Source organism: Yoonia sp. GPGPB17 (genome assembly GCF_037892195.1).
GTDB lineage: Bacteria > Pseudomonadota > Alphaproteobacteria > Rhodobacterales > Rhodobacteraceae > Yoonia.
This window is the reverse complement of the sequence record NZ_JATACI010000002.1, coordinates 376,548-389,972: the sequence shown is the minus strand read 5'-3', so window position 1 is coordinate 389,972 and position 13,425 is coordinate 376,548. Positions and strand designations below refer to the sequence as shown.

At 58.4% G+C, this 13,425-nt stretch carries 13 protein-coding genes and 1 pseudogene; 1 reads left to right on the top strand and 13 read right to left on the bottom strand.

Features of this window, described 5'->3' with window-relative positions:
- Window positions 1-52: 52 nt before the first annotated feature.
- The 8 genes from murB to ftsW all read right to left on the bottom strand — a co-directional run bounded on the left by murB (window position 53) and on the right by ftsW (window position 5,939).
- Window positions 53-991 (bottom strand): UDP-N-acetylmuramate dehydrogenase, encoded by a 939-nt coding sequence (gene murB / locus QTO30_RS02330; RefSeq protein WP_340422252.1) that lies wholly within the window; start codon window positions 989-991, stop codon window positions 53-55.
- Window positions 936-1,274 carry a hypothetical protein gene (locus QTO30_RS02325; RefSeq protein ID WP_340422251.1) on the bottom strand — a complete coding sequence of 113 codons (339 nt, stop codon included), beginning with the start codon at window positions 1,272-1,274 and terminating at the stop codon, window positions 936-938. Before QTO30_RS02325 ends, murB begins: the two co-directional genes overlap by 56 nt.
- A 72-nt stretch (window positions 1,275-1,346) precedes the next feature.
- A complete protein-coding gene (locus QTO30_RS02320) occupies window positions 1,347-1,637 on the bottom strand; it encodes a hypothetical protein (RefSeq protein WP_340422250.1) in 291 nt (96 codons plus the stop codon).
- Between the two features lie 86 nt (window positions 1,638-1,723).
- Window positions 1,724-2,011: a UDP-N-acetylmuramate--alanine ligase gene (locus tag QTO30_RS02315; protein WP_340422249.1), complete on the bottom strand. Its 288-nt coding sequence runs from the start codon at window positions 2,009-2,011 to the stop codon at window positions 1,724-1,726.
- Between the two features lies 1 nt (window position 2,012).
- A complete protein-coding gene (locus QTO30_RS02310; protein WP_340422248.1) occupies window positions 2,013-2,264 on the bottom strand; it encodes a DUF2484 family protein in 252 nt (83 codons plus the stop codon).
- On the bottom strand, window positions 2,261-3,658 hold the full coding sequence (murC, locus tag QTO30_RS02305; protein WP_340422246.1) for a UDP-N-acetylmuramate--L-alanine ligase: 1,398 nt from the start codon (window positions 3,656-3,658) through the stop codon (window positions 2,261-2,263). The genes QTO30_RS02310 and murC overlap by 4 nt, the downstream gene beginning before the upstream one ends.
- 17 nt (window positions 3,659-3,675) lie before the next feature.
- Window positions 3,676-4,773: a UDP-N-acetylglucosamine--N-acetylmuramyl-(pentapeptide) pyrophosphoryl-undecaprenol N-acetylglucosamine transferase gene (locus tag QTO30_RS02300; RefSeq protein ID WP_340422244.1), complete on the bottom strand. Its 1,098-nt coding sequence runs from the start codon at window positions 4,771-4,773 to the stop codon at window positions 3,676-3,678.
- Window positions 4,770-5,939 (bottom strand): putative lipid II flippase FtsW, encoded by a 1,170-nt coding sequence (ftsW, locus tag QTO30_RS02295; protein ID WP_340422243.1) that lies wholly within the window; start codon window positions 5,937-5,939, stop codon window positions 4,770-4,772. Before ftsW ends, QTO30_RS02300 begins: the two co-directional genes overlap by 4 nt.
- A 184-nt stretch (window positions 5,940-6,123) precedes the next feature.
- Between ftsW and QTO30_RS02290 the strand changes: the two genes are divergently transcribed.
- Window positions 6,124-7,302, top strand: coding sequence for a BaiN/RdsA family NAD(P)/FAD-dependent oxidoreductase (locus QTO30_RS02290; protein WP_340422241.1), 1,179 nt, complete (start codon window positions 6,124-6,126; stop codon window positions 7,300-7,302).
- 18 nt (window positions 7,303-7,320) lie between these two features.
- Here the strand turns inward: QTO30_RS02290 and murD are convergent, their stop codons facing one another.
- The 5 genes and pseudogenes from murD to QTO30_RS02265 form a co-directional block, all read right to left on the bottom strand.
- Window positions 7,321-8,721 (bottom strand): UDP-N-acetylmuramoyl-L-alanine--D-glutamate ligase, encoded by a 1,401-nt coding sequence (gene murD, locus QTO30_RS02285; RefSeq protein ID WP_340422239.1) that lies wholly within the window; start codon window positions 8,719-8,721, stop codon window positions 7,321-7,323.
- A gap of 33 nt (window positions 8,722-8,754) precedes the next feature.
- Window positions 8,755-9,402: an SDR family NAD(P)-dependent oxidoreductase gene (locus QTO30_RS02280; protein ID WP_340422237.1), complete on the bottom strand. Its 648-nt coding sequence runs from the start codon at window positions 9,400-9,402 to the stop codon at window positions 8,755-8,757.
- Between the two features lie 5 nt (window positions 9,403-9,407).
- Window positions 9,408-10,489 (bottom strand): annotated as a pseudogene (gene mraY, locus QTO30_RS02275) (phospho-N-acetylmuramoyl-pentapeptide-transferase).
- A gap of 10 nt (window positions 10,490-10,499) precedes the next feature.
- Entirely contained in the window at window positions 10,500-11,933 is a 1,434-nt protein-coding gene (locus QTO30_RS02270) for a UDP-N-acetylmuramoyl-tripeptide--D-alanyl-D-alanine ligase (RefSeq protein WP_340422235.1), read from the bottom strand.
- A complete protein-coding gene (locus QTO30_RS02265; RefSeq protein WP_340422233.1) occupies window positions 11,930-13,417 on the bottom strand; it encodes a UDP-N-acetylmuramoyl-L-alanyl-D-glutamate--2,6-diaminopimelate ligase in 1,488 nt (495 codons plus the stop codon). The genes QTO30_RS02270 and QTO30_RS02265 overlap by 4 nt, the downstream gene beginning before the upstream one ends.
- Window positions 13,418-13,425 lie beyond the last annotated feature (8 nt).

The following is a 13,425-nucleotide window of genomic DNA, read 5'->3' as shown; positions in this document are numbered from 1 at the left end:
CGACCCGTCATTTATTGCGACCTTCGCCTAAGGTCATGGCCATTTTGGCCCGTTATTGCGCGGTATCTTCACCCGGACGATGACCGACCCGCTTGATTTCCCATTGTAGCTCAATCCCTTGGGAATCGTAAACCTTTTTCCGCACCAACTCGCCCAAATCCTCAAGGTCGGCGGCCGTTGCATCGCCTGCATTTGTCAGAAAGTTGGAGTGCATCGTGTTCATCACAGCGCCACCGATGCGCGCGCCGCGCATGCCTGCGTTGTCGATGACCTTCCACGCCTTAAAATCATGCACGTCATCGGCCTGCCCTGTCGACGAAAAACCAGCCGGATTTTGGAAGGTTGACCCAGCGGTCCGGTCCTTGGTGGGTTGGGTTTCGTCGCGCTTGGCCAGTTGATCTGCCATGCGTTGATGCAGCTGCGCGGGATCATCCTTGGGGGGCGCCAAACGCGCTGCCACGATCACAGCGCCATCCGGTAGTGTACTTTGGCGATAGGCCAATTGCAGTGCGTCGACAGGTATGTCGGTGATTGTGCCATCCCGCAACACAACCGTCACCGATTGCAAGACGTCTGCCATATAGGTGCCATAGCACCCGGCGTTCATTCGCGCAGCCCCGCCAATCGTACCCGGAATGGTGCGCAGGAAGGTCAGGTCAAAGCCTGCATCTGCAGCTTTGCGCGCAACGTGGGCATCCAGTGCGGCCGCACCCGCGATCACGTCGTTCGCACCAATCTCAATGCTATTGAACCCCCGGCCCATCCGGATCACCACACCACTGATACCGCCATCACGGACAATCAAATTGCTACCCACCCCCATCGGGAATACAGGCACCGATGGGTCAAGTGCGGCCAGAAAGTCAGACAAGTCCTGAACATCGGCAGGCTGAAACAAGACCTCAGCGGGCCCGCCAACACGCATCCATGTCAAATCAGCGAGGGGGCGATGCGGTGTCAGTGTGCCCCGCACGGGAGGAAGATTGTTCATGTTGTCCATTGCCACTCTTTGCCCAGCCGACAAGGCTGCCAATCAAACCACCCAGGCCGACAGGAGCACTTATCCCTATCAGGGCAAAGAGATAGGCCAGCTCCTCATATTTATTGCCGTTGTTCATTCCAAAAAACAGCGCGCCTGTAAAGGCAACCCAGATCAGGCCCAGAATCGACAACCCAAGTTTGCTTTGGCGCCGCCCCAGAAAGAATGCCGGAAAGGCAGCGCCAAGGAAGATCGCACCGATGACGGCGAAAAGCACGATGTCTCCGTTATACATGATTCGTCTCCCGAATTGAACGCCGTTCAATTATTAAGGCAGATATGAACATTGTTCAAGTATTTTCGGAGATTATTTGCTAATACCTGCTATCTGCCCTGAAACCATCCAATGATACCACCAACCAGCAGCCCAACCGCAGCTAAGCAAGCTGACAAACATGAGTGCCGCCACATACACCGCCCAGTCCATGGTGTGTGAGGACTCCGCTCCTGAATACATGAAGGCCGAGAAGAGCAGCAACACAAGCACCAGCCCCAACAGCCGCGCTGTATTGCGCAGCTTTGCGAAGCGATACGATAAATATCCGAACCCAAAGAGCGCAATTGGGGTGCCAATATACAGAATAAGATCTTCATTCATCTGATTATCTCCAAAAATGAACGCTGTTCACAGCGCGGGCAATCAATGCGATTTGCGCAAGCCCCTTCGGTCCAAGGTATGGAATACTAGACCCTACGATCATCCTGTCGTCGCAAAAGCCACCCGAGAAAGGCCCCGGCCGTACTACCCAACAGTGCAGGCACACAGGCCAGCATCGCCACAGTCATCGCAAAAACAGGATCAATCCCGAAAGGCCGCCCACTCGCATAAATGAAGATGATCAAAGTCGCACCAATGACAGAGATAATAGTCAGCGTCAGCCCAGACTGCCCGGCCCGCATCAGCTTGGTCAACAAAGCAAAAGGCAAGACAGCGCAGGTCAGCATCACACCAAGCACCAGAAGCTGCGCCATATTATTTTACCCCCAGTTTCCGCTTCACACGCTGCCATAGGAAGTAAACAGGCCAGCGCAACACCAGGCCACCAACGAGCAAAGCAAGCGCCCCCATCAAAAAACCATCGTGCCAGATGATCCAGCCCAACAGCGGGATGCCAACGGCGATCAACACATAGGCCCGCCGCCAGTGGTTATCATTGGATGGAAAGGCCGCCATGACGAAAGCCAGCACCACCCAAAACCCAATCAGAATAAGTGGATCAATCACGCTTTCAGTCGGGCGGGCAGTGCGTTGGCCCAGCCGCTGATCGTACCGGCCCCAAGGCAGACAACCATGTCGCCGGGTTTAGCCTGTTCGCGCACCAACCGCTCCAGATCATCCTCTGATTCCACCGTGCGCGCATGACGATGGCCATGACGGATCAGCCCTGCGACCAAATCCCGGTGGCTGGCCCCTTCAATCGGGTCTTCCCCGGCAGAAAAAACTTCGGAGATGCCAACCACATCGGCATCATTGAAACAGGCACAGAATTCTTCGAAATGATGCGACAGGCGGCTAAACCGGTGTGGCTGATGCACAGCAATGACGCGGCCTTCCGTCGCCTGGCGCGCGGCTTTCAGCACGGCCGTAATTTCAACTGGGTGGTGGCCGTAGTCGTCAATGATCGCAACACCATCGACTTCGCCGACCTTTGTAAAGCGGCGGTTGACCCCTTTGAAACCTTGCAGTGCTGTGCGGATTTCGTCCTTTTTCATACCGAGGTGACGGGCAACGGCAACGGCGGACAATGCATTTGAAACATTGTGATCGCCGGGCATTGGCAAGCTACAGCCGTCGATCACTGCATCCTCGGCCTGCAAGGCAATGTCAAAATGAGCGACACCCCCCTTATAGGTCAGGTTTATTGCGCGAATGTCGGCCTGCGCATTGAAGCCGTAGGTCACAACGCGGCGGTCGGTAATCTTACCCACCAGCGATTGCACATCCGGATCATCGGTGCAGCAAACCGCCAAACCGTAGAAAGGAATGTTGGACACAAAATCATAAAAGCCCTGATGCAGCGCCTCTTCGGTCCCCCAATGCTCCATATGCTCAGGATCGATGTTGGTCACAATGGCAATGGTGGCGGGCAAGCGGTTAAAGGTGCCATCGCTTTCATCGGCTTCCACCACCATCCATTCACCCTGCCCCATGCGGGCGTTCGACCCATAAGCGTGAATGATGCCACCATTGATGACCGTCGGATCAATGCCACCTTCATCCAGCAACGCGGCGACCATCGTCGTGGTCGTCGTCTTGCCGTGAGTCCCCGCAACGGCAACATTCGACTTCAGACGCATCAGCTCGGCCAGCATTTCCGCCCGGCGCACAACAGGCAGGCCCTTGGCGCGCGCCTCATCCAACTCAGGATTGCCCGGTTTGATGGCCGAAGAAATCACGATCACCTCAGCACCCTCAAGGTTCTCGGCCTGCTGGCCTTCATAGATGATCGCACCCAAGGACTTCAAACGATCCGTGATCTTGGAGGCCTTCAGATCGGACCCCTGCACTGTATAGCCATGGTTCAGTAGCACTTCGGCAATCCCGGACATCCCAATGCCGCCAATGCCCACAAAATGGATCGGGCCCACATCAAGGGGCAGTTTCGTTGCTGCATTCATTCTAGGGTCCCCATCCATCATCTTTTGCCCGCCTCTGCCAGATTTTCAACCAATTGTACAAGCCGCTCCGTCGCATCCGGCACACCGCAGGCCATTGCAGCCTGCGCCATTTCCAACATCCCCTGCTCATCTGACAGCAATTCGGTCAGCTTAGCAGTCAAGGGTGCGACCTCAAAATCAACCTCTTGCATCAGGACCGCGGCATTGGCCTCAACCAACTGGCGCGCATTGGCGGTCTGTTCATCCCGGATTGCACCCGCGTAGGGCACCCAGATCGCCGGGCGTCCAATGACGCTCACATCCGCCACGGTCGATGCGCCCGAGCGCGAGATCACCAATTGCGCTTCGGTCATGCGGCGCGGAACGTCATCAAAGAAGGTCTGCACATCGGCTGTGATCAACTCGCTGTCGTAGTAGTCTTTCACGCGCTCAACGTCCTCAGGCCGCGCCTGATGGCTAACGCGGATGTTGCGCCGAATCTCTTGTGGCAAGGCCGAAATCGCAGGCGGCACCATATCAGACATCACCCGCGCGCCTTGCGAGCCACCCATGACGAGGATCGACATCGGGTAGTCACCGGGCGGAATGTAGGGGGCGCCTGCATGCTCAAGGATCGCGGCGCGCACCGGATTGCCGGTGTGCGCACCCGCGATGTTGCCGGGCAGTTCCGTCGGCCACGTACCACAAGCAATCTGATCAACCCGCTTGGCAAAAAGTTGGTTCACACGTCCCAGAACGCCATTCTGTTCGTGGATCATGCGCGGAATACGCAGCGCCCACGCCGCCGACATCGCAGGGATGGCGGGATAGCCGCCAAAGCCAACGACAACCGACGGGCGGTCACGCAACATGCGCCACTTGGCAGCACCAATGCCACCGAGAATCCGAAATGGGACCATCAGTTTTTGCGCGATACCGCCACGCGCAAATGTGGCGCTGCCGACGACATTGACCTCGACCGCCTCAGGAAAACCGCCCGTATAGCGCGCGCCACGTGCATCGGTTGAAAGCTTCACGCGCCAACCCTTTGCGAGCATTGCTTCAGCCAGTGCCTGCGCGGGGAACATGTGACCACCGGTGCCGCCAGCGGCAATAACCAACAACGGCGCGGTCATCGGTTTGCCCGACGTAAAAGGATATCTTCCATCGCACCCTGCGGCCTGCTGCGGGTGAACGCCAAGAGCATGCCAACGGCAATGCCACCGGCAATCAAAGACGACCCACCGTAAGATACGAACGGCAGGGTCATGCCCTTGGCAGGCAGCAAGCGCACCGCAACACCCATGTTGATCATTGCCTGAACACCAAAGATGCAGACCAGACCGGTGCCTGCCAGACGGATAAACACGTCACGTTCCTTCATCAAACGCAGCAACGACCGTACGACGATCACCGCATAAAGCGCGATGATCACAATCACACAAATCAGCCCGTATTCTTCTGCGGCGACGGCAATGATGAAATCTGTGTGGGCATCAGGCAATGACCACTTCACCTGCCCCTCACCGACGCCGACACCAAAAAACCCGCCTTCACGGATCGCATTCGTGGCATAGCCAAGTTGGGTATTCGGATCGAGATCGGGGGATAGAAACCCATCAATACGGCGGGCAAAATGCTCGGAATTCGCATAGGCGATCGTGCCACCAAAAACGACCAACCCAGCCAGAATGATCAGCAAGATCATCGGCGCACCAGCCACAAAATACATCGCGCCCCATGCAAAGAGGATCAGGGCGGCTTGTCCAAAATCGGGCTGCATCGCCAGCATCAGCACAATGATTATCGTCAGCACAAAGGAGTATATCTTGCCCGGCGGACCACCCAACTGCTGGGATGCGGCAAGCAACCATGCCGCCATCACCACAAACCCGGGTTTGAGAAATTCGGATGGCTGAACAGCGGCAAACCCCAGCGAATACCAGCGCGTCGCCCCTTTCCCAAAGTCGGTGCCCAGCACAGGTAGCAAAGCCAAGGCAACAAAGGCTGCCAAAAACCCCAAGACTGCTAGGCGGCGCACCAAGGTTGGCGACATCATCGACACGATGAACATCACCGTCATCGCCATCCCACCAAAGATCGCCTGACGCGTCACATAATGAAACGGCTCGAGCCCGTTCTTAGCAGCAAGCGGCGGCGAAGACGCCAAGCCCAACAGCAAACCAATCCCGAACAACAGCAGGATGCAAGACATCGTCCACTTATCAATTGTCCGCCACCACCGGGGCAGAACCGGGTCGCCGGATTGCACCGGGACCGTCCCATAGACCATTTCCGTCATGGATCACCGCTCTTTGCCTACTTCGCCCGTTTGCCGGGTCTGAGGTCACCTTAACCGTCAATTGGCCATGATTCCACAGTAAATGCAGCGTTTTGACATTCTTCGCTCATTCAAACCTCCCTCAAAGGCATGGTCAAATCTGCAACGTTTGATCTCCCTCACCGGTTGCGCCATATGGGCCGCCATGAAGGTTGAAACTCTGATCATCGGCGCAGGGGCCGCAGGTATGATGTGCGCCGCGCATGCGGGACCCGGCGTGTTGATCGTGGACCACGCCAAAGCGCCAGGTGAAAAGATCAGGATATCAGGCGGCGGGCGCTGCAATTTCACCAACCTGCACACCAGCCCACAGAATTTCATCAGTCAGAACAAGCACTTCTGCAAGTCTGCACTGGGGCGCTACACGCAATGGGATTTCATTGATCTGGTCGACAGATACGGGATCGCCTGGCATGAAAAGACCCTTGGACAGCTGTTCTGTGACACCTCTGCCAAAGACATCATCGCCATGCTGCGATCCGAGATGGACAAGGCGGGCGCACAACTGTGGTTGCAAACCGATGTCGGCGACATCCGCCATGACGGCGAGGCTTTTGCCGTTGATCTCAGGCGCGAAGGGCGTGCCCGGACGGTCACGGCGCGCAATCTGGTTTTCGCTTGTGGCGGCAAATCGATCCCCAAAATGGGTGCGACAGGGCTGGGTTACCAAATCGCGGCACAGTTCGGCCTGCCTGTCGTCGCGCCACGACCGGGCCTCGTGCCGCTGACGTTCTCGGACGATAGGTTCAAACCGCTCGCTGGCGTGGCGACACCGGCCCGTGTCTCTGCACATGATGCCAGCTTTGACGAGGCGATCCTCTTCACCCATCGCGGTCTGTCTGGCCCTGCTGTTTTGCAGGCCTCATCCTATTGGCATGAAGGTGAGACAATCAGCATCAACCTTGTGCCAACTGGCGATCTGCTAGCAAAACTTCAAAACTTGCGGCAAAGCGACGGGCGGAAGGCGCTGACCACGGTACTGTCACAGCACCTACCCAGTCGGCTCGTCGATCACCTTAGCACTGAGCTGGCACTCAGCGGCAACATCGCCGACCAAAGTGATGCGAAACTCAACCAACTATGCGAAAGGCTCGCTAGCTGGACGCTAACGCCCGCAGGTTCTGAGGGGTATCGCACGGCCGAAGTGACGCTTGGTGGCGTGGACACCGATGCGCTTTCGTCAAAAACGATGGGGGCGAAGAACGTGCCGGGGCTCTATTTCATTGGCGAATGCGTGGATGTGACTGGCTGGCTTGGCGGTTACAACTTCCAATGGGCGTGGTCATCGGGTTGGGCGGCGGGGCAAGCAATAGCAGGGGCGTAACGTGGATCACGATCCCTCTTACGCAAGCACCGCCTTCACACATTTGATGAAATCATCGCCTCGCGCCTCAAAGCTATCATATTGATCAAAGGACGCCGCCGCTGGCGCCAAAAGAACAACCTCGCCCGGCTGTGCATCCACTGCGGCCTGTGCAACGGCCCCATCCATCGTGCCACACACCTCTGCCTCAGCGCCAACCAGTTGTCGTGCAAAATCTTCGGCTTCGCGCCCGATCACATAGGCTTTCACGACATGGTTCAGATGGGGCAACACCCCATCCAGCCCGCCTTCTTTCTGTAAACCACCGCAGATCCACCGGATCTTGGGAAACGCCTGCAAGGCCTGCGCTGCACTATCGACATTCGTGGCTTTGCTATCATTCACAAACATCACACTGTCACGCTCGGCCACGACTTGGCTGCGATGCGGCAGCCCGGGGTAGCTTTGCATCGCCGCCTCAATCCCCTTGGGCCCAAGCCCCAAGGTCCGGCAAGCCGCGTAAGCCGCACAAGCATTCTGGTGGTTATGCGCCCCCGGCAAGCCGGTGATTGCGCGCAAGTCGATGGACCCGACCTGCCGCCCCTTGCGGTGCTCTGCCAAGAACCCTTTGCGCGCAAAAACGGTCCAGCCCTTCCCGGCCAGTTTCCGTCCAGAAGAAACGCGGATCACCCGGTCATCCCCCGGCCCTTCGATCAATTGATTGGCGATATAGCGGCCCTCGGCTTCATCCACGCCAATGACAGCGCGGTCCGGGCCCCCTTCGGCAAAGAGACGGCGCTTGGCGGCAAAATACCCGCCCATCCCGCCATGCCGGTCCAGATGATCGGGGCTGAGATTGGTGAACACAGCCAAATCCGGCGTCATGCTGCGGGCAAGCTCGGTTTGGTAAGAGGACAGCTCTAACACCACCACCTCACCATCATGCGCCGGCTCGATATCCAGCACGCCGCGCCCGATGTTCCCCGCCAGCTGCGCCGGGCGCCCATTCTCGACCAGAATATGATGAATAAGCGCAGCGGTTGTGGATTTACCGTTGGACCCCGTCACAGCGATCACGCGGGGCTGCGTATCGAACTCACCCCAATCCGCCGTGGCAAAGGAGCGAAAAAACAACCCGATGTCATTATCGACGGGCACATCGGCATCCCAAGCGGCCGCGATGACAGGGTTGGGGGCCGGATAAAGATGCGGAATACCGGGGCTGACAATCAGGCAGGCCACATCGACAAACGCGCCTGGTTTGGACAGATCACGCAGATCAAGACCCGCTTCATCTGCTGCATCCCGGGCCACGGCGCTGTCATCCCAAACAACCGGGTGTGCGCCGCCCGCGGCCAGCGCGACAGCCGCCGCACGCCCCGAGCGGCCAAGACCCAATACTGCCACCGTCTGACCGGCATATCCCTGAACTGGTATCATTGCGTCACCTTCGCCCTGTCGCCTGCGCCTGTTCTACCACGACACCGGTTTACGGTCGCGGAAGAAGCCACCGGACGGGCCATCCGCAGGCAAGGTCGCCAACCAAACAGCGGTGTCTGCCGCCTCTTCCGGCGTGCGGGTTGCTGCCGCGCCGCCCATGCGGGTCCGCACCCAGCCCGGGCACATGGCGTTGATCTTGATAAAGTCGGGCGTGTCACGATCCGCAATGACGGTCAGCGCATTCATGGCAGCTTTGCCGACGCCATAAGCACCGCCGCCGCCCAATCCTTCAGTGAAACTGCCCCAGCCAGAAGAGACATTGACCACACGCCCATAACGCGCTTCTTTCATCGCTGGCAAGGCCGCACGGATCAGCGAATAAGGGCCATGTAAGCTGACATCCATTGTTGTTTCAAAACGATCCATGTCATCAAAGACATTGCCGTCCCAAAGTACGCCTGCGTTGTTAACCAGAACGGTCACACCGTCGAGTGCGCGATCACAAGCTTCAGGGTCGGTCAGGTCCAAATGCACAGCATGTGCGCCAATTTCAGCGGCGGCTTCTTCACCGGCGGCCAGATGACGCGCGCCGACAAGCACCTCAATCCCTTCACGCACCAGCGCCGCCGCTATCGCCTTGCCAATGCCGCGGTTTGCGCCGGTGACCAAAGCCTTGTGCATTGCGACTACCTCACTTTCAGTGTGGCCAATCCGATCATCGCAAGGATCAGCGAGATGATCCAGAACCGGATCACGATCTGCGGCTCGGCCCAGCCTTTTTTCTCATAGTGGTGGTGGATTGGCGCCATCAGGAAAACACGCTTACCCGTCCGTTTGAAATAGAGCACCTGAATAATGACCGACAGCGCCTCGACCACAAAAAGCCCACCGACGATAGCCAGCACGATCTCGTGTTTGGTGGCAACCGCAATTGCGCCCAGCGCGCCACCCAAGGCCAGCGATCCGGTATCACCCATAAACACCGCAGCGGGCGGTGCATTGTACCACAAAAAGCCGAGCCCCCCGCCAATCAAACCTGCTGCAAAGATCAGGATTTCACCGGTCTGCGGGACGTAGTGCACATCAAGGTATTCTGTGAAGTCGGTGCGACCAACGGCATAGGCGATGATCCCGAATGTCCCCGCCGCGATCATCACCGGCATGATCGCCAAACCATCCAAACCATCGGTCAGGTTCACGGCATTGGCGGCCCCGACAATCACGACAATGGCGAACGGGATAAAAAGAATGCCCAGATTGATCAGCGCATCTTTGAAGAACGGCAGGGCTAGTTGGTTGGTCAAATCATCGGGGTGATAGGCCGCAGCCCAATACCCGGCAATGGCTGCGATCAGGATACCCAACAAGATACGCACCTTGCCTGACACGCCAGAGGTGTTTTGCTTGGACACTTTCGCATAATCATCGGCAAAGCCAATTGCAGCAAAGGACAGTGTCACAAACAAGACCATCCAGACAAACGGGTTATCCAGTCGCGCCCACAAAAGCGTTGAAAACGTCAAGGCCCCCACAATCAGCAAACCGCCCATCGTCGGCGTACCGGCTTTCACGAAATGCCCCTCTGGTCCGTCATCGCGGATGGGCTGGCCCTTGCCCTGTTTACGACGCAGCACGTTGATCAAAGGCGGCCCAAAAATGAACCCAAACAGAAGGGCCGTCATAAAAGCCCCCCTGCCCGAAACGTGATATAGCGGAAGAGGTTGAAAAAATCCCCTCCGTCCGAAAGCGCCGTCAGCCAGTATAGCATGCCAAGTACCTTATTGTTGTTGCGGGCGGCGATGCCCGAGTTTTCGGATGGCGTCAACGACAAGGCTGACTTTGCTGCCCTTGGACCCTTTCACCAGCACAACATCACCTGCGTCCACAAGACGAGGCGCCTGTGGCACCAGTTCAGCCGCCGTCTCGGCCCAGTGTCCGCGTTGTTCTTCCGGCAGCGCATCCCAAAGGTTGCGCATCAACGGGCCAACACAATGGATCAGATCAAGGGATTGCAGGTGGGTGTTGTCGGCCATATCGCGATGCATCGCGTCTTCCGCGTCGCCCAATTCCAACATGTCACCCAGGATCGCCACGCGGCGCCCTTTGACAATGCGCCCGGCATTGTCTGTGGGTGTTGAGGCGGCCAGCACTTCAAGCGATGCAATCAGCGATGTCGGATTGGCGTTGAACGCATCATCCAGCAACTCAAGGCTTTCACCATCATTGGCCATGTCCGTCACGATCACTTCGCGTGTGCCCCGCCCCGCCGGTGGCACCCAGGCCGAGATGTCCAGCGCGGCAGCAACAGGATCAGCTCCCAGCGCCTCGGCGACCGCCAGCACCCCCACCGCGTTCATGGCGAAATGGCGACCGGGCACGGAAAGCTTGAAAAGATAGTCTTCGCCGCCACCAGACGCGGCAATCACCGTCACATCACCTGCGATGCGCACATCTTTGACGGCCCAATCGGTTGCCGTTTCGCCAAACAAAACCTGTTTCACGCCGAGTTTGGCGGCATGGTCCTGCAAAATCGCGCTGGTTTCAACATCGCCATTCAGCACCGCCACGCCACCCGGCTCAAGCCCATCCATGATGCAGGCCTTTTCAACGGCAATCCCCGCAAGGTTGTCAAAAGACGCCAAGTGAGCCGCCGCCACGGTCGTGACCATCGCGACATGCGGGCGCGCCATTTGGGACAGCGGGGTGATTTCACCGGGATTGCTCATGCCGATCTCGATAACCGCAAAATCAGTGTCCGCAGGCATCCGCGCAAGCGTTAGAGGTACGCCCCAATGGTTGTTGTAAGACGCCTCAGCCGCATGGCATTTGCCTTGCTTACCCAAAACGGCGCGCAGCATTTCCTTGGTCGAGGTTTTGCCGACAGAGCCTGTGATCGCTGCAACCTTGGCGTCCGTCCGCGCACGCGCCGCGCGGCCTAAGGCCCTCAGTGCCTCCAAAACATCCGGGACGATCAAAAGAGGTGCATCCGCAGCCACACCATCTGGACGATGCGTAACAAGCGCCGCGATAGCACCTTTCTCCAACGCTTGCGCAACAAACTCATGTCCGTCGCGCACATCCTTCAAAGCAACAAAGAGGTCGCCCGGCACAATGGTGCGCGTGTCAATGGAGACACCCTGCGCTTCCCAATCCGTTGTCGATTGGCCGCCCGTCGCTACAACGGCCTCTGCCGATGTCCAAAGCGCGGTCATATCCACCTCTCAAGGGCGGCCACGGCAACGCTTGCCTGTTCGACATCGTCAAATGGCAGCACCGTGTCACCCACGACCTGCCCTGTCTCATGTCCTTTACCAGCAATCAGCAAGGCATCCCCGGCGCTCAGCATATCAATACCACGCAAGATCGCCTCGGCCCGGTCGCCCACTTCGATGATACTGTCGGATGCGCGCGCATCAACCGCCCCAGCCATGACCGCGGCGCGGATCGTGCCAGGATCTTCTGAGCGCGGATTATCGTCCGTGACAATGACGACATCCGCGTTCTGCGCCGCTGCCGCCCCCATCAAAGGCCGCTTGCCTGCATCACGATCCCCGCCTGCGCCGACGATTACAATGATCCGCCCCATCACATGCGGGCGCATTGCTTTCAGCGCCGTCTCCACCGCGTCGGGCGTATGAGCGTAGTCGACAAAAACCGCCGCGCCACTTTGGCGGGTCGCCGCCAGCTCCATACGACCGCGCACGGTGGTCAGGTACTGCAGCGTATCAAAGACCTCATCCGGGTCGGCCCCCGCAGCGATCACCAAACCAGAAGCCAGCAACACGTTTTCGGCCTGAAATCCGCCAATCAACTCCAGCCGCGCCTGCCGCGCGCGCCCCTGCCATTCAAACAACAAGTCCTGTCCGGTCGCATCAAAGCGTTGCCCGGTCAGGCGTAACCGCGCATCCGCGTTTCGACCCACACCAATCACCTCTTGCCCGCGCGCAGTGCAGATCCCGGCGACGTCCGCGCCCTTGGGGTCATCGAGGTTGATTACAGCCACGCCATCTTCCGATAGCACCCGCTGAAACAGCCCCATCTTCGCGTCAAAATACGCCTCGAAGGTTTCGTGGTAGTCTAGGTGATCCTGGCTGAAGTTCGAAAACCCGGCGGCCGTCAGCAAAACACCATCCAACCGACGCTGATCTAGCCCATGCGACGAGGCTTCCATCGCCACATGGGTGATCCCGTTTTTCGCGGCCTCAGCCAAAACGCGGTGCAAGGTGATTGGTTCCGGCGTCGTGTGTTTGAGGGGGTGGTTCCACGCGCCCTCGACCCCCGTCGTGCCAAGGTTCACACCCGGTAAATCCATTTCTTCCCAAATTTGGCGACAAAACGTGGACACGGACGTCTTGCCGTTGGTGCCGGTCACCGCGATTACCGTTTGCGGATGCGCGCCAAACCACAGCGATGCCGTCTGCGCCAGGGCCTGTCGCGGGTCTTGTGCCACGATCACTGCGGCATCGGACGTTGCCAGTTCATCCGCCGCAATCTCGGCCCCTTTGGCATCCGTCAGGATCGCGGCCGCCTGCATGCGCAGCGCATATTGAATGAACGCACCCCCGTGCACCTGCGCGCCCGGCAATGCCGCAAAGAGGAATCCCGGCTTCACATCGCGGCTATCCACAGCCAACCCGGTGATCTGCGCCTCGCGCGCGCCTCGCGCCGTCAGCCCCAGTTCCGCCAGTGATTTCATTGCCCGCC